The organism is Acidovorax sp. FG27 (assembly GCF_040365715.1).
Taxonomy (GTDB): Bacteria; Pseudomonadota; Gammaproteobacteria; order Burkholderiales; family Burkholderiaceae_C; genus Paracidovorax.
The window spans coordinates 754,910-769,952 of the sequence record NZ_BAABVY010000009.1; the positions used below are offsets into that span (position 1 = coordinate 754,910).

Annotated in this window: 15 protein-coding genes; 8 read left to right on the forward strand and 7 right to left on the reverse strand. The window is 71.8% G+C overall.

The annotated features are described in order from the left end of the window. Positions 1-28: 28 nt before the first annotated feature. Positions 29-982: an NAD-dependent epimerase/dehydratase family protein gene (locus tag ABWV53_RS10385; RefSeq protein ID WP_353365550.1), complete on the reverse strand. Its 954-nt coding sequence runs from the start codon at positions 980-982 to the stop codon at positions 29-31. Positions 983-1,059: 77 nt separating this feature from the next. Here ABWV53_RS10385 and ABWV53_RS10390 point away from each other — a divergent pair, with 77 nt between their 5' ends. Both ABWV53_RS10390 and ABWV53_RS10395 read left to right on the forward strand, forming a co-directional pair. After that, positions 1,060-2,121 carry a CDP-6-deoxy-delta-3,4-glucoseen reductase gene (locus ABWV53_RS10390; protein ID WP_353365552.1) on the forward strand — a complete coding sequence of 354 codons (1,062 nt, stop codon included), beginning with the start codon at positions 1,060-1,062 and terminating at the stop codon, positions 2,119-2,121. Between the two features lie 232 nt (positions 2,122-2,353). Continuing rightward, a complete protein-coding gene (locus ABWV53_RS10395) occupies positions 2,354-3,325 on the forward strand; it encodes a Bug family tripartite tricarboxylate transporter substrate binding protein (RefSeq protein ID WP_353365554.1) in 972 nt (323 codons plus the stop codon). A gap of 72 nt (positions 3,326-3,397) precedes the next feature. Here ABWV53_RS10395 and folK read toward each other — a convergent pair whose 3' ends face one another. From folK to hda, 4 genes are read right to left on the reverse strand one after another with little or no spacing between them, the layout of a single operon-like run. After that, on the reverse strand, positions 3,398-3,928 hold the full coding sequence (gene folK / locus ABWV53_RS10400; protein ID WP_353365556.1) for a 2-amino-4-hydroxy-6-hydroxymethyldihydropteridine diphosphokinase: 531 nt from the start codon (positions 3,926-3,928) through the stop codon (positions 3,398-3,400). Between the two features lie 52 nt (positions 3,929-3,980). Then, positions 3,981-5,642 (reverse strand): polynucleotide adenylyltransferase PcnB, encoded by a 1,662-nt coding sequence (gene pcnB, locus ABWV53_RS10405; RefSeq protein ID WP_353365558.1) that lies wholly within the window; start codon positions 5,640-5,642, stop codon positions 3,981-3,983. Further along, positions 5,639-6,337: a histidinol-phosphatase gene (locus ABWV53_RS10410; protein WP_353365560.1), complete on the reverse strand. Its 699-nt coding sequence runs from the start codon at positions 6,335-6,337 to the stop codon at positions 5,639-5,641. Before ABWV53_RS10410 ends, pcnB begins: the two co-directional genes overlap by 4 nt. 46 nt (positions 6,338-6,383) lie before the next feature. Beyond that, on the reverse strand, positions 6,384-7,082 hold the full coding sequence (gene hda, locus ABWV53_RS10415) for a DnaA regulatory inactivator Hda (RefSeq protein ID WP_353365562.1): 699 nt from the start codon (positions 7,080-7,082) through the stop codon (positions 6,384-6,386). Between the two features lie 441 nt (positions 7,083-7,523). Here hda and purM point away from each other — a divergent pair, with 441 nt between their 5' ends. The 5 genes from purM to ABWV53_RS10440 all read left to right on the forward strand — a co-directional run bounded on the left by purM (position 7,524) and on the right by ABWV53_RS10440 (position 12,034). Beyond that, on the forward strand, positions 7,524-8,588 hold the full coding sequence (gene purM / locus ABWV53_RS10420; RefSeq protein WP_353365564.1) for a phosphoribosylformylglycinamidine cyclo-ligase: 1,065 nt from the start codon (positions 7,524-7,526) through the stop codon (positions 8,586-8,588). A 7-nt stretch (positions 8,589-8,595) separates the two neighbouring features. Continuing rightward, entirely contained in the window at positions 8,596-9,654 is a 1,059-nt protein-coding gene (locus tag ABWV53_RS10425) for an AI-2E family transporter (RefSeq protein ID WP_502903866.1), read from the forward strand. Positions 9,655-9,852: 198 nt separating this feature from the next. Then, positions 9,853-10,419 carry a cysteine hydrolase family protein gene (locus ABWV53_RS10430; protein WP_353365566.1) on the forward strand — a complete coding sequence of 189 codons (567 nt, stop codon included), beginning with the start codon at positions 9,853-9,855 and terminating at the stop codon, positions 10,417-10,419. Then, a complete protein-coding gene (locus ABWV53_RS10435) occupies positions 10,416-11,066 on the forward strand; it encodes a DJ-1/PfpI family protein (protein WP_353365568.1) in 651 nt (216 codons plus the stop codon). The genes ABWV53_RS10430 and ABWV53_RS10435 overlap by 4 nt, the downstream gene beginning before the upstream one ends. Further along, the gene (locus ABWV53_RS10440) at positions 11,027-12,034 is read left to right on the forward strand and encodes a GlxA family transcriptional regulator (protein ID WP_353365570.1); all 1,008 of its coding nucleotides are present in this window, start codon (positions 11,027-11,029) and stop codon (positions 12,032-12,034) included. Before ABWV53_RS10435 ends, ABWV53_RS10440 begins: the two co-directional genes overlap by 40 nt. 4 nt (positions 12,035-12,038) lie before the next feature. Here ABWV53_RS10440 and ppk2 read toward each other — a convergent pair whose 3' ends face one another. After that, entirely contained in the window at positions 12,039-12,953 is a 915-nt protein-coding gene (gene ppk2, locus ABWV53_RS10445) for a polyphosphate kinase 2 (RefSeq protein WP_353365572.1), read from the reverse strand. A gap of 157 nt (positions 12,954-13,110) precedes the next feature. On the opposite strand from ppk2, the gene ABWV53_RS10450 reads away from it, so the two are divergent. Beyond that, positions 13,111-14,145: a transporter gene (locus ABWV53_RS10450; protein ID WP_353365574.1), complete on the forward strand. Its 1,035-nt coding sequence runs from the start codon at positions 13,111-13,113 to the stop codon at positions 14,143-14,145. An 18-nt stretch (positions 14,146-14,163) separates the two neighbouring features. Here ABWV53_RS10450 and ABWV53_RS10455 read toward each other — a convergent pair whose 3' ends face one another. Next, on the reverse strand, positions 14,164-15,024 hold the full coding sequence (locus ABWV53_RS10455; RefSeq protein ID WP_353365576.1) for a SirB1 family protein: 861 nt from the start codon (positions 15,022-15,024) through the stop codon (positions 14,164-14,166). Between the last annotated feature and the right edge of the window lie 19 nt (positions 15,025-15,043).

Here is a 15,043-nt window from a genome sequence, read left to right on the forward strand (position 1 = left end):
TGCGTGCGCTGCCGGCCCCTGTGCCCACTCAGGCTCGCTGCCCGCGCAGGCCCTGGGCCACGGTCGGATAGTGCAGCGGCACCCGCAGCTCCCGCGCCATGCGGGTGGCGTTCAGGCGCCGCGATTCGCCCATGAAGCTCAGCAGCGACACCGGCAGCGACTGCTGGGCGGCGCTGCGCGCCACGCGCGGCGGGCGCGGCAGGCCGTACAGGTCGGCCGCCAGGTCGAAGTAGTCGCCCATCTTCATGTGACTGTCGTCGCTGGCGTGGTAGCAGCGCTGGGCCCGGCCGCGCCACAGGGCCGCGACGCAGGCCCGCGCCAGGTCGTCGGCATGGATATGGTTGGTGAACACGTCGTCCTCGGGCGCCAGCACCGGCGTGCCGCGCCGCAGCCGGGCCTCGGGCGTGCCGCCCTCGCGGTCGGGCGCGTAGATGCCCGGAATGCGCAGGATGCTGGCACGCACGCCGGCGCGGCCCAGGTGGCGCACGGCGCGCTCCGCGTTCACGCGGCGCTGGGCGCGGGGCGTGGCGGGCGCCACCGGGCGGGCCTCGGTCACCAGCGCGCCGCCGCAGTCGCCATACACCCCGCTGGTGGAGCCGTACACCAGGGCCGCCGGCAGCGTGCGCAGGCGCAGCGCGCGCGCCAGCGCCACGGTGCGGTTGTCGCGCCACCATTCGGGGCCGCAGTCGCGCTCACCCGGCGGCGGGGCCAGGTGCAGCACCCGCGTGGCCAGGCCCGACAGCCGCCGCAGCGTGGCGAAGTGGTCGAGGTTGCCGACCAGCGGCACGATGCCCGCCGCCCGCAGCGCGGGCGCCCGCCCGGGGCTGGAGGTGAGCGCCAGCACGCGAGGCCGGGGCCCCCCCGCCTGCGCGCCCAGCGCACGCGCCGCGCGCAGCCCCACGTCGCCGCAGCCGATGATGAGCACGCGCTGGCGCCGAAAGCGCACCGGCAGGGCGCCGAGGGGGTTCTGGTTTGAAGGCAAAATCGAAAGTCCGTCGAGCTGAGAAGAACGCGATGCGACCGGCACCGCGCCGCAGAGAACCCGAGGATACCCACACCATGACGAGCGCAGAGACCGCAGCGGCGGCAGTCCAGATCAGCGTGCAGCCCAGCGGGCGCACCTTCACGGCCCAGGCGGGCGAATCCATCCTGGCGGCGGCCATCCGCAGCGGCGTCGGCCTGCCCTACGGCTGCAAGGACGGCGCCTGCGGCTCGTGCAAATGCAAGAAGCTCAGCGGCTCGGTGGTGCACGGCGACCACCAGGCCAAGGCGCTCTCGCCCGCCGAGGCCGACGCCGGCTTCGTGCTGACCTGCTGCGCGCAGCCGCTGACCGACGTGGTGCTGGAGTCGCGCCACGTCACCGACGAGAGCGCTTTCCCGATCAAGAAGCTGCCGGTGCGCGTGTCGTCGCTCACCCGCGCCTCTCACGACGTGATGATCGTGCGGCTGCAGCTGCCGGCGGCGGACACCTTCCGCTACCACGCCGGCCAGTACATCGAATTCATCCTGAGGGACGGCGCCCGGCGCGCCTATTCGATGGCGACCGCACCGCACAGCCAGGCCGAGGCGCCGGGCGTGGAGCTGCACATCCGCCACATGCCAGGCGGGCGCTTCACCGACCACGTCTTCACCGGCATGAAGGAAAAGGAGATCCTGCGGATCGAAGGCCCGTTCGGCAGCTTCTTCCTGCGCGAGGACTCGGACAAGCCCATCGTGCTGCTGGCCTCGGGCACCGGCTTCGCGCCCGTCAAGGCGCTGATCGAGCACATGCGGTTCAAGGGCATCGAGCGGCCCACCACGCTCTACTGGGGCGGCCGCCGCCCGGGCGACCTGTACCTGGACGCCTGGCTGCGCGAGCGCCTGGCCGACATGCCGCAGCTGCGCTACGTGCCGGTGGTGTCGCATGCGCTGCCGGAAGACGCCTGGACCGGCCGCACCGGCTTCGTGCACCAGGCCGTGCTGGACGACTTCGCCGACCTGTCGGGCCACCAGGTGTATGCCTGCGGCGCGCCCGTCGTGGTCGAGTCGGCCCGCGCCGCCTACACCGCCGCGCGCGGCCTGCCGCCGGACGACTTCTTCGCCGATGCCTTCACCTCGGAAGCCGACAAGCACGCCGGCTGATCGCCCGGGCCGGCGCGTTCCGTGGAGCGGGACCGGAGGCCGCAGCCAAAAGCCAAGGCCTGCCCGGCTCCCCGCACGGGCATCAGGCAGCGGACAATCCCTTTCGCTTGCGGTCGCTCGTCGCGGCAGCGGCGGCCCCGCCCCTGCCAGACAGCGCACCCCGCGTGGCGGCCTCCGGCGGCCGCGCATCTTCCGTTTTTCCATGCCTCTCCAACGTACCAGGGCCCCGCTCATGAACCGCAGAACCCTCCTCCTTGGCGCCACCGCTCTGGCTGGCTCCCTCGCCGCTCCGCTCGCCTTCGCGCAGGACGCGCCCATTCGCCTCGTCGTGCCCTACGCGCCCGGTGGCCCGATCGACGCCACCGCACGCGCGTTGGCCGAACGGGTGCGCGACGCTCTGGGCGTGGTGGTGATCGACAACAAGCCCGGCGCGGGCGGCAACATCGGCGCCGACGTGGTGGCCAAGGCCGCGCCGGACGGGCTGACCATCGGTATTTCGGCCACCGCCACGCATGCCGTCAACCCCTGGCTCTACACCCGCATGCCCTACGACGCCGCCAAGGATTTCGTCGGCATCACGCAGATGGTGCGCGTGCCCAACGTGGTGGTGGTGAACGCCGCGCGCGCCGAGCAGTTGAACATCCACTCGCTGGCAGACCTGGTCGCCTACGCCAAGGCGAACCCCGCCAAGCTCAACTACGGCAGCGGCGGCAACGGCAGCGCCGGCCACCTGGCGGGCGAGCTGTTCAAGCAGCGCGCCGGCATCTATGCGCTGCACATTCCCTACCGGGGCGCCAGCCCCGCGCAGCTGGCACTGCTGGCGGGCGAGGTCGATTTCAACATCGACAACCTGGCCGCCGCCGCGCCGAACATCCGCGCCGGCAAGCTCAAGGCGCTGGCCGTCACCTCGCTGGAACCCAGCCCCATGCTGCCCGGCGTGCCCGCGCTCTCGAGCCTGTACAAGGGCTTTTCCATCGACACCTGGTGGGGCCTGGTGGCCCCGCACGGCACGCCCAAGGCCGTGGTCGCCAAGCTGAACAAGGCGTTCACCGACGCGCTGAAGGCACCCGAGACCAAGACCCGCTTCGCCGCCCTGCTGGCCGAGCCGGTGCCCACCACGCCGGAGCAGTTCGATGCGTTCATGGCATCGGAGCGGGCGAAGTACCAGCAGGTGGTGAAGGCGTCGGGCGCGAAGGTGGATTGAGCGGGCGCAGAGGCGCCGGCGCCGATCGGGCTGGCCGGCCTGAGTCGCAGGATCAGATTCGGGCCGTTCCTTTCAGCCCCAGAACCGCCCGTCCAGCCGCTCGATCCGCTGCCCCTGCACGGCCGCCAGCTGGGCCACGTCGACCCGCCAGGGCGCGATCTCGGCCAGGGGATGGAGCACGAACGCCCGTTCGTGCATGCGTGGATGGGGCACGGTCAACGCGGGGGTGTCGATGCGTTCGCCGCCGCCCTCGCCATAGAGCAGCACGTCCAGATCGAGGGTGCGGGGCGCATTGCGATAGGGGCGCTTGCGGCCGGCAGCCTGCTCGATGGCCTGCAGTGCCTGCAGCAGGTCGGGCGGGGCGAACGGCGTTGCCACCTCGGCCACGGCGTTGAAGTAATCAGGGCCGCCCGCGTCCACCGGCGCGCTGCGGTAGAGCGACGACACGCGCACGACGCGGCTGCCCGGCCAGCGGGCGATGGCCTCCAGCGCGCCCCGCAGCGCGGCCGGCGCATCGCCGAGGTTGGCGCCCAGGCCGATCCAGGCCGGCCGGATGGCGACACCTGCCGCATGCGTGGATGCCGCGAGCGGCGGGGACGGCATGGCGGGCGTGTGGGGCGAAGCGGAGCTGGCAGTCATCCGACGCCGCGCCCGCTCAATCGTGCGCGGGGCCGGAACCGGCGTCCGGCGCCGCGCCCTCGCCGGCGCCACTGCCGGGCTTGCGGCGACGGCGGCGGCGCTTCTTGGGGGCGCTGCCGGACTCGCCATCCGAAGACCGGCCGAAGTCCTGCGCGTCGCGCTCGTCCTGGCCTGCGGCCTGGCCGTCGCTCGGCAGCACGCCCTCGTCCCGCTGGCTGGCGGTGGACACGCTGCCCGGCGCGGCAGGCGCTGCCGGCTTGGGCACGCGGCGCACCACCGGCTGGGCCTTCTTCTGGCGGGCGCGCTGCTCCTCGCGGGCCTGGTCCAGCATGTCCTGGCGACGCGCCTCGTCGGCCTGCTGGAACTCCTGCCACCACTCGGCCAGCGACTCCTCGACCTCGCCCACGTCGGCGCGCAGGCGCAGGAAGTCGAAGCCCGCGCGGAAGCGCAGGTGCGTGACCATGCTGAACGGCGTGGTGCCGGCGCGCTTGTCGAAGCGCGGCTGCATCACCCAGATCTCGCGCATGTCGGCAGCCAGCTTGCCGCGGCCCGACACGTCGCCGATGCGCTGGTCGAACACGTCGTCGATGGCGCCCTGCAGCGCGGGAAACGGGTGCTCGCGCTGCGCCAGGCGCCGGTCCCAGCCGGTCTTCACGTCCTGCCACAGCACGCATGCCAGGAGGAAGCTCGGGGCCACCGGCTTGCCTTCGCCCACGCGGCGGTCGGTGTCGGTCAGCGCCGCCTGCACGAAGGGCGTGTCGGCGCGTTCCACCACCACGTCCAGCAGCGGGTAGATGCCGGTCGCCATGCCCAGTTTTTTGAGCTGAGCGATGGTGGCGAGGGCATGGCCGGTCTGCAGCAGCTTGAGCATCTCGTCGAACATGCGGCTTTGCGGCACGTCGGCCAGCAGGGCCTGCGAGGCGATCAGCGGGCCTGCCGTCTTGGGCTCGATGGTAAAGCCCAGGCCCGCGAGCTTGGCCGAGAAGCGCACGGCGCGGATGATGCGCACCGGGTCTTCGCGGTAGCGGGTGGCCGGGTCGCCGATCATGCGCAGCAGCTTCTTCTTCGCGTCCTGGATGCCCTTGTGGTAGTCCACGACGACCTGCGTTTCCGGGTCGTAGTACATCGCGTTGACGGTGAAGTCGCGGCGCGTGGCGTCCTCGTCCTGCGGGCCCCAGACGTTGTCGCGCAGCACGCGGCCGCTGGCGTCCACCGCATGCGTCATGCCGGCGAGAGCCGCGCGCGAGGTCTTCTCGTTGCCGCTGACCTGCTGTTCGATGGCGGTGTTGTCCAGGTAGGCGCGGAAGGTGGACACCTCGATCACTTCGTGCTCGCGCCCCCGGCCGTGCACCACGTGCACGATGCGAAAGCGCTTGCCGATGATGAAGGCGCGGCGAAAGAGGCCCTTGACCTGCTCGGGCGTGGCATTGGTGGCCACGTCGAAGTCCTTGGGTTTGAGGCCCAGCAGCAGGTCGCGCACGGCGCCGCCGACGATGTAGGCCTCGAAGCCGGCCTCCTTCAAGGTGCGGACCACGTCCGCCGCGCGGCGGTCCACCAGTTCGGGGTCGATGCCGTGCACGGATGCGGGCACCTCCTCGCGCTTGCCGAAGCGGTGCTTGCCGCCGTGGGCGGAGCTGGAGTCCTTGCCCAGCAGCTTGTCGATGAACTTCTTGATCATGGGTTGGAAGGGAACAGGTCCAGGATGCGCCAGCCACGTTGCTGGGCGAGCGCGCGCAGGCGCGGGTCGGGGTTGGTGGCCACCGGATGATCGACTCTTTCCAGCAGGGGAACGTCGTTGAGCGAGTCGCTGTAGAAGGTGGTTTCCACATCGCTCCAGCCCCAGCCACGGGCCTGGAGCCAGTCGTCCATGCGCCGCACCTTGCCTTCGCGCATGGAGGGAGTGCCTTGCACCTCGCCGGTGATCCAGCCGCTGGCGTCGCGCTGCAGCTCGACGGCCAGCAGGTGCTGCACGCCCAGCGCCTGGGCGATGGGGCCGGTCACGAATTCGTTGGTGGCGGTGATGATGACCACCTCGTCGCCGGCATCGCGGTGGCTGCGCAAGAGCGCCAGCGCCTCGGGCCGGATGGCGGGGGCGATGACCTCCTGCATGAACCGGTCATGCGCCGCGCGGCTGGCTTCGGGGCCCCGCAGGCGCACCGCCTCGGTGGCGAACCGCACGTAGTCCAGCACGTCCAGCGTGCCGGCCTGGTAGTCGGCGTAGAAGGCGTCGTTGCGGCGGCCGAACTCGGTGCGGTCGCACCAGCCCAGGCGGATGGTGAATTCGCCCCACTCGTAATCGGAATCGAGCGGCAGCAGCGTGTGGTCGAGGTCGAACAGGGCGAGGCGCGGACGGCGGGAGGGCGAATCGGTCATGTAGCAGGTGAGAGGCCGGGCGCGGGTGCAGGGGCGGGTGCGCCCCTCACTCGGTCTCCAGCATGGTCTTGAGCAGCGGAATGGTCACGGCGCGGCGGGTCTGCAGGGCGAAGCTGTCGAGCTTGCCCAGCAACTCCATCAGGCTGCCCAGGTCGCGCGAGAAGCGGGCCAGCATGAAGCCCACCACCTCTTCGGACAGGGCGATGCCGCGCGCGCCGGCTTCCTCGCGCAGCACGGCGCGGCGCTCGGCGTCGTCCAGCAGGTGCAGCTGGAACACGTCGCCCCAGCCCAGGCGGCTGCGCAGGTCGTCGCGCAGCGGCAGGTCGGCCGGGGGCAGGTCGCCGGCGGCCAGCACCCAGCGCGGCGCGCCCACGGCCGGGCTGATGGCATTGACGAACCAGTTGAAGGCGGCGGCCTGCTGCGCGGTGTTGTAGAGATGCACCTCGTCGAGCACCACGGCGGTCCAGCGGTCGTCGAAGGCGGTCGGGAACCGCACCGAGGCATCGAGCCAGCCGATGCTGCCGCCCTGCTCGCGCAGGGCCTCGCTCACGGCCTTCAGCAGGTGGCTCTTGCCGCTGCCGTGCTCGCCCCAGAGGTAGGTGGGCACCGGCGAGCGCGGCGCCGCCGGCGCGCCGTCGCCCACGGCCAGGCGCAGGTGCTGCAGCGCTGCGGTGTTTTCGCCCGCGTGGAAACTGTCGAGCGTGGGGCCGGGGGCCAGGCCGATGTCCAGCGCCAGCTGCTTCATGCGCGGGCACTCCGCAGGGCGGCCGCCCCGGTCGCCCCCGCAACTGCACGCCGCACGCGATCGCGACCGAGCGATGCGATCGGCGCGGCGGCATGGGGCGGCGGGAGGCGGTGGGCAGGCATGTGGACGGCGGGGGCTTGGACGGAAGCGGCGGAACGGACGGGACGGGCCAGCACCGGGACGGGACGGGTGAAAGCCCGCGAGAGGCGAGGCGCCAGGAGCGTCTCGCCTCCGGCAAGTGCGCGCACCGCCCCGGGGCTCGAAACGGGCGTGCGGCGAGGGATTTTAGCTGCCGCCCAGGCCCACGGGCGCTTTCGCCCGCATGCGGCGGCTGCGCGGACGGCCCGGCCCATGCGTGGTCATTGGCCGGGCCGCTGCGGCCAGCCGCTTAAAATCCACCGGTTCCGGCCCGCCGCGCGGGCCACCAGCCCCTTCCATTCCATGAGCTCTTCCGCCTCCAACACCCCCATTTCCTACAAAGACGCCGGCGTCGACATCGACGCGGGCGACGCGCTGGTCGAGCGCATCAAGCCGCTGGCCAAGAAGACGATGCGCGAGGGCGTGCTGGCGGGGATCGGCGGCTTCGGCGCGCTGTTCGAGGTGCCCAAGCGCTACCAGGAACCGGTGCTGGTCAGCGGCACCGACGGCGTGGGCACCAAGCTCAAGCTGGCCTTCGAATGGAACATGCATGACACCGTCGGCATCGACCTGGTGGCCATGAGCGTGAACGACGTGCTGGTGCAGGGCGCCGAGCCGCTCTTCTTCCTCGACTATTTCGCCTGCGGCAAGCTCGACGTGGACACGGCCGCCGCGGTGGTGGGCGGCATCGCCCGGGGCTGCGAGCTGTCGGGCTGCGCGCTGATCGGTGGCGAAACCGCCGAAATGCCCGGCATGTACCCGGCCGGCGAATACGACCTGGCGGGCTTCGCCGTCGGCGCGGTCGAGAAGTCGAAGATCCTGACCGGCAGGGAAGTGGCCGCGGGCGACGTCGTGCTGGGCCTGGCTTCCGCCGGCGTGCACTCCAACGGCTTCAGCCTGGTGCGCAAGTGCATCGACCGCGCGGGCGACTCGGCCCCGGCCACGCTGGACGGCAAGCCCTTCAAGCAGGCCATCATGGAGCCCACCCGCCTCTACGTGAAGAACGTGCTGGCCGCCCTGGCCCAGCACCCGCACACGCCGGCGGCCGGCGGCATCAAGGCGCTGGCCCACATCACCGGCGGCGGGCTGCTGGAGAACATCCCGCGTGTGCTGCCTGACGGCCTGGCCGCGCACCTGCAGGCCGGCAGCTGGCCGCAGACCGAACTCTTCGCCTGGCTGCAGAAGACCGCCGGCATCGACGACATCGAGATGAACCGCACCTTCAACAACGGCATCGGCATGGTGGTGGTGGTGGCGGCGGAAGCGGCCGAGGCCGCGGCCGCCACGCTGCGCGCCGCCGGCGAGACGGTGTACGCCATCGGCAGGATCGCCGAACGCGCGGACGGCGCGCCCGTCGTGGTGGCCTGAGAAAGGTGTGAAAGAACCCGTCGTGCCCGCCCGCACCGACGTCGCCCTGGCCGCGCCCGGGGCGCCCCCGGTCGCACGCAGCGTGGCCGCCGCCAGCTACCTGCTGGTGGCGGCCACGCTGCTGCTGGTGATGTGGCGCGGCCTGCTGCCGGGGCTGCTGTGCGTGTGCCTGGGCTTTCTGCTCACCCGCTGGCTGGCGGGGCGGCTGGGCGCCACGCGCCTCGCACGCCGGCCAGCCGAGGTGATCGCCGCGGCGGTGGTGATGGTGGGGCCGGTGCTGGCGGTGATGCTGGCCCTGTCGCACTCGCGCACCTACGTGGTGGACGCGCCCCAGCAGTACCGCGACCTGCTGGACTTCATGGCCCGCACGGTGCTGGAGCTGCGCCTGAAGCTGCCCGCCGACATCGCCGCGCAGCTGCCCGAGGGCGCGCAGGAGATCCAGCGCATCATCGCCAGCTACCTGGGCGCGCAGGCCGGCGCCCTGGCCGTGGCCGGCCGCGCCTGGCTGGGCGCCCTGCTCTACGCCTACGTGGGCCTGCTGATCGGCGCGCTGGCCGCCGTGCGCGTGCCGCATGGCCTGCGCGGCCCGCTGGTGCGCCACCTGTCGCAGCGCGTGACGCTGCTGGGCGAGGCCTTCCGCCAGATCGTCGCCGCGCAGTTCTGGATCGCCGCGTTCAACACACTGCTGACCGCCCTCTTCCTGGTGCTGGTGCTGCCGCTCTGGGACCTGCGCCTGCCCTACACGCCGGCCCTCATCACGCTGACCTTCGTCGCCGGGCTGGTGCCCATCGTGGGCAACCTGCTGTGCAACGTGGTCATCACCATCGTCGGACTGTCGGTATCGCCCGTGGCCGCCGCCGCGTGCCTGGCCTTCCTCATACTCATCCACAAGGCCGAATACGTCATCAACGCCAAGGTGGTGGGCCTGCGCACCCACATGGGCGTGTGGGAACTGCTGTCGGTGATGTTCGTGGCCGAGGCGGTGTTCGGCCCCGCCGGCCTGGTCGCGGCGCCGCTCTTCTACGCCTACCTGAAGAAAGAGCTGGAAGCCGCCCGGCTGGTGTGAAGCAGGTCCGGCCGGCCGGGTCCGCCACGGGCGCTGGCGCAGCCCGCCCGTGCGCGCCGATCTTCGCCGCCGCGGCTGGCGCACCTTCCCACGACAATCCGTCCGAAAATGATCGATTCCCGTCGGCTTGCGGCGGGACGCCGGCGTCCAGCGCCGGAAAAATCTGGGCTTCGACACCCACCCTGCTGGAGCCCTCTCGTGAAAACCTGTCTGATTGTGATCGACGCGCAGGAATCGTTCCGCCACCGCCCCTATTCCACCGAGCGCGACATGCCGCCCTACCTGGCCGCGCAAAACGCGCTCATCGCCGGCTGCGCGGAACGCGGCGTGCGCGTCGTGCGGGTGCTCCATGCCGATGGGCCGGCCGAGCCTTCCAACCCGTTCGCCGTCGAATCCGGCCACGTGCGGCCGCTGGAAGGCCTGGCGCCGTTCGACGAAGCCGCCCGGTTCCTGAAACACCGCCACAGCGCGCTGGTCGGCACCGGGCTGGACGTCTGGCTCACCCGCAACGGCATCGGGCGGCTGATCGTGAGCGGCATCCGCACCGAGCAGTGCTGCGAGACCACCACCCGCCATGCGTCGGACCTGGGCTGGGAGGTGGACTACGTGACCGACGCCACCCTGACCTACGACATGCAGCAGCCGGACGGCACGCCGCTGGCCGCCGCCGACATCAAGGCACGCACGGCCACCGTGCTGGCCGGCCGTTTCGCCACCCTTTGCACGGTGGACGAAGCGCTCGCCCGCGCCGGAGCCGCCGCATGACGCCCGCAGGCGCCCCGCCGCTGCGCGTCGCCCTGCTCGCCTTCGACGAGGTCGAGGCGCTGGACCTGGCCGGCCCCTACGAGGTCTTCACCACCGCCGTGCGCATGGCCGAGCGGCTGGCGCCCGGCGCGGCGGCGCCGTTCGAGGTGTATTGCGTGGCCCGCACCCGCCAGGCCGTGCGCGCCCGCGCCGGCCTGCAGGTGCTGCCCGACGCGGACTTCGCGGACGCCGCCCCGCCCGACGTACTGGTCGTGCCCGGCGGCGTGGTGGATGCCGCGCGGCGCTGCTCCGACACGCTGGCCTGGATCGCCCGGGCGGCGGCCCGGGCGCGCATCACGGCGGCCGTCTGCACCGGCGCCTTCCTGCTGGCCGACGCCGGCGTGCTGCGGCAAGGCGGGGCCACCACGCACTGGGAAGACATCGCCGACCTGCGCGCCCAGCACCCGGGGCTGCAGGTGCGCGAGGGCGTGCGCTGGGTGGCGCAGCCGGGCGGCCGGCTCTACACCTCGGCGGGCATCAGCGCCGGCATCGACCTCAGCCTGCACCTGGTCGAGCGCCTGGCCAGCCGCGCACTGGCGCTGCGCACGGCGCGGCAGATGGATTACGCATGGTCCGAACCACCGCAGCAGCCTCCGCCGGCGGCCTGATCCGCGTCGTCTTCGTGTTGCTGGAGGACAGCCTGGTGCTCGACTGGGCCGGCCCGGCGGAGGCCTTGCGCATCGCCAACCAGTGCCTGGTGGCAGCCGGGCAGGCCGAGCGCTTTCGCATCGAGTTCGCCGGCCCGGCGCCCACCACGCGCGGCTCGGTGGGCGTGCAGCTGGCGCAGATCGCGCCCCTGCCCGAGCGCTGGAATGCCGGCGAGCCCGCGTGGGTCGTGCTGCTGGGCCAACCCGGCAAGACCATCGACGTGGGCAGCGCGGGCGCCCGCGACCTGCTGCACTGGCTGCGCGGCCAGCGGCTGGCAGCGGGCCGGCTGGAACTGGTCACCATCTGCGCCGGGGCGGTGCTGGCCGCGCACGCCGGCCTGCTGGCGGGCCGCCAGGCGACCACGCACCACCAGCATCTGGACGAGCTGCAGGCGGCCGAGCCGCGTTGCGACGTGGTGGCCAACCGGGTGTTCGTGGCCGACGGACCGGTGCACAGCAGCGCGGGCGTGACCACGGGCATCGACCTGATGCTGGACCGCATCGCCGCCACCTGCGGCCCGGCGATCGCCGCGCAGGTGGCGCAGACCATGGTGGTGGGGATGCGGCGCGGCGCGCACGACCCGGAGCTGTCGCCCTTCCTGCACCACCGCAATCACCTGCACGCCGCGCTGCACCGGGTGCAGGACGCAATCGGCCAGCAGCCGCAGGCCGACTGGACGGTGCCCGCCATGGCCGAGGTGGCCCACACCTCGCCGCGCCACCTGGCGCGGCTCTTCACCCTGCATGCCGGCATCGCGCCGCTGGAATACCTGCGCCGCATCCGCCTGGCGGTGGCGGAGGCCGCCCTGCGCTCGGGCAGCAACGTCACGCAGGCGGCGGCGCTGGCGGGCTTCCATTCCGACCTGCAGCTGCGGCGGGCCTGGCGGCAGTTTGGCCGCCCCGGCACGCCCTCGGCCATCGGCAGGTAGAGGTTCAGTACCGCTCGGGCACGTACATGTCAGCCGGCACCGGCTGGCGGAAGTACTCGGGGTTGCGCACGCGCTCGGGCAGCACCACTTCGGGATGCGGCACCTCGGTGTAGGGCAGCTGATCCAGCAGATGGGCGATGCAATTCAGGCGCGCCTTCTTCTTGTCCACCGCCTGCACCACCCACCAGGGCGCTTCGGGGATGTGGGTGCGCTCCAGCATGGTTTCCTTGGCCTTGGTGTAGGCCTCCCAGCGCTTGCGGCTTTCCAGGTCCATGGGGCTGAGCTTCCACTGCTTGAGCGGGTCGTGGATGCGGCTGAGGAACCGCAGGTGCTGCTCCTCGTCGGTGATGGAGAACCAGTATTTGATGAGCGTGATGCCCGAGCGCACCAGCATCTTCTCGAACTCGGGCACCGAGCGGAAGAACTCTTCATACTCCTCGTCGGTGCAAAAGCCCATCACGTGCTCGACACCGGCGCGGTTGTACCAGCTGCGGTCGAACAGCACGATCTCGCCGGCCGCTGGCAGGTGCGCCACGTAGCGCTGGAAGTACCACTGCGTGCGTTCGCGGTCGTTGGGCGCGGGCAGCGCCGCCACGCGGGCCACGCGGGGGTTCAGGCGCTGGGTGATGCGCTTGATGACGCCGCCCTTGCCGGCCGCGTCGCGCCCCTCGAAAAGAATGACCACCTTCTGGCGGGTGTGCTGCACCCAGTCCTGCAGCTTGACCAACTCGCCCTGCAGGCGGAAGAGCTCGCGGAAATACGCCTGCCGCGCCGCCTTGTCGAGCGGCAGGGCCTGGCCGGAGCCGTCGAGTTCGCGGTCCTCGATCTCCAGCTCCAGCTCTTCGTCGTAGCCGTCCATCAATTCGCTGGCGATGCGCTGCATGAGATCCTGCGTGTCGAGAGAAGTGTTGGTGAACATGAGAGAAAGCGGCCCGATGAAAGAAGGCGCCATGGTCGCGCCGGGCGGTGACAGTCTCATGACATGTTGCACGGCCGTCACATGCCTGTCACGCGATCAGGGCAATATCGCGCCCTGATCGCACGCCCCCGCCGACCCTTTTCCTACAAGCCGCCGCATGTTCGCCCCGGAAGCCCTCGCGTCCCACTACGGCGGCGACGCGGCTGGCCTGATCTGCGGCTACGTGCTACGCGAAGGCTGCGCGCCCCAGGCCATCGACACGGCCGGCGCCGCCGCCTGGCTGGCCGCCGAAGCGCCCGCGAGCGAGCCGGCGCCCGCCTTCCTCTGGCTGCACTTCAACCTGAGCCACGCGCAGGCAGTGCGCTGGGTGCAGCGTCACGCCGACCTGCCCGCGGCCTTCTTCGAGGCGCTGGGCGACGGCTCCCACTCCACCCGCATCGAGCGCGACGACGACACGCTGATCGCCGTGCTGAACGACGTGCACTTCGACTTCGCTTTCGAGCCGATGGACTTCGCCACGCTGTGGATCGGCGTCACGCCGCGCCTGGTCATCACCGCCCGCACGCAGCCGCTGCGCTCGGTCGATGCGCTGCGCACCGCCGTGCGCGAGGGCGAATGCCCGCGCTCCAGCGTGGCCCTGCTGGAGCAGTTGATGCGCACGCAGGCCGACGGGCTGGTGGGCATCGTGCGCGGCGTCACCCAGCGCCTGGACCGCATCGAGGACGAACTGCTCGCCGGCCGGCTGGACCACAAGCGCGCACGCCTGGGGCAGCTGCGGCGCCTGCTGGTGCGCCTGCAGCGGCTGCTGGCGCCCGAGCCCGCCGCGCTCTTTCGGCTGCTGCAGCGCCCGCCCGGCTGGATGGCCGAGGGCGATGCGCAGGAGCTGCGCGATGCATCGGAGGAATTCTCGGTGGTGCTGCGCGACATGCAGGGCCTGCAGGAGCGCATCAAGCTGCTGCAGGAAGAGGTGGCCGCCAACGTGCAGGAGGCCAACAGCCGCAGCCTGTTCGTGCTGACGGTGGTGACCGTGCTGGCGCTGCCCATCAACATCCTCACCGGCCTCTTCGGCATGAACGTGGGCGGCGTGCCGCTGGCCGACGCGCCGCACGGCTTCTGGGTGATCGTGGCGGTGCTGGCGGCCTTCACCGCCGTGGCGGCGTGGCTGGCGCTGCGGCGCGGCAGCGGGGATTGAGCAGCGCGGGCGCGCGGATCAGCGCTGGCCGCCGAGCGTGCGGCGCAGCGACCCCACCCGCTCGGTGATGGCGGCCACGTCCAGCCCCTCGTCCGCCTGGGCGAGGTAGGTCTCCAGGTCGGTCACCGCCTGGCGCGCATTGCCGTGCTCGGCATGGGCCAGGCCCCGGTCGCGCCACTCGGCCCAGGCCTGGGGCTGCAGCACCAGCAGCCGGTCCTGCACGGCGATGAGCCGGGGCCAGTCCTGCTGCGAGCGGTGGATTTCCTTGAGGTTGCGCAGCATGCGCGCCAGAATGTCCCGCGCCGGCGCGGCCTGCAGGTACAGGCCCATGGGCACGTCGTCGTCGCCCGCCAGCCCCTGCCGCCGCTGGTAGGGGTCGAGCCGCTCGCTCAGGTCTTCGCGCGACAGCGACCGGCCGGTCATGGGGTCCATCACCACCTGGCCCTTGGGCAGCAGCACCTTGACCATGAAATGTCCGGGGAACGAGACGCCATGGGCCTCCAGGCCCAGGCCCTGGGCCAGCTCCAGCCACAGGATGGCGAGCGAGATCGGAATGCCGCGCCGCGTGCGCAGCACGGCGTTGAGATAGCTGTTGTCGGGGTCGTAGTAGTCGTTCAGGTTGCCGCCGAAGCCCAGGTCGCCGAAGAAGAACTGGTTGAGCGTGCGCAGCCGCTGCAGCTCGGAGGCATCGGCCGGCAGCCGGCGCTGCAGCCGCGCCTGCAGCTGGTCGACATCGCCCAGCAGCTGCTGCACGTCCAGGTCGGGATATTCGTCGTGGGCGATGGAGGCGGCCGCCTCGAGCAGCGGCAAGTCTTCGCTTTCGCTCACCAGGGCGGCGAAGTACTCGAGCGGCGTCGGGACGGAAAATTGCAGGGCCATGGCGCCGGTTGTACGGTCA

Excerpts from the sequence above, each read along its gene's own strand:
- ABWV53_RS10455 (WP_353365576.1), bottom strand. The coding sequence starts at position 15,024 with ATGGCCCTGCAATTTTCCGTCCCGACGCCGCTCGAGTACTTCGCCGCC.
- ABWV53_RS10440 (WP_353365570.1), top strand. The coding sequence starts at position 11,027 with ATGGTCCGAACCACCGCAGCAGCCTCCGCCGGCGGCCTGATCCGCGTC.
- hda (WP_353365562.1), bottom strand. The coding sequence starts at position 7,082 with ATGAAGCAGCTGGCGCTGGACATCGGCCTGGCCCCCGGCCCCACGCTC.
- ppk2 (WP_353365572.1), bottom strand. The coding sequence starts at position 12,953 with ATGTTCACCAACACTTCTCTCGACACGCAGGATCTCATGCAGCGCATC.
- ABWV53_RS10395 (WP_353365554.1), top strand. The coding sequence starts at position 2,354 with ATGAACCGCAGAACCCTCCTCCTTGGCGCCACCGCTCTGGCTGGCTCC.
- ABWV53_RS10390 (WP_353365552.1), top strand. The coding sequence starts at position 1,060 with ATGACGAGCGCAGAGACCGCAGCGGCGGCAGTCCAGATCAGCGTGCAG.
- ABWV53_RS10410 (WP_353365560.1), bottom strand. The coding sequence starts at position 6,337 with ATGACCGATTCGCCCTCCCGCCGTCCGCGCCTCGCCCTGTTCGACCTC.
- pcnB (WP_353365558.1), bottom strand. The coding sequence starts at position 5,642 with ATGATCAAGAAGTTCATCGACAAGCTGCTGGGCAAGGACTCCAGCTCC.
- purM (WP_353365564.1), top strand. The coding sequence starts at position 7,524 with ATGAGCTCTTCCGCCTCCAACACCCCCATTTCCTACAAAGACGCCGGC.
- ABWV53_RS10450 (WP_353365574.1), top strand. The coding sequence starts at position 13,111 with ATGTTCGCCCCGGAAGCCCTCGCGTCCCACTACGGCGGCGACGCGGCT.
- ABWV53_RS10435 (WP_353365568.1), top strand. The coding sequence starts at position 10,416 with ATGACGCCCGCAGGCGCCCCGCCGCTGCGCGTCGCCCTGCTCGCCTTC.
- folK (WP_353365556.1), bottom strand. The coding sequence starts at position 3,928 with ATGCCGTCCCCGCCGCTCGCGGCATCCACGCATGCGGCAGGTGTCGCC.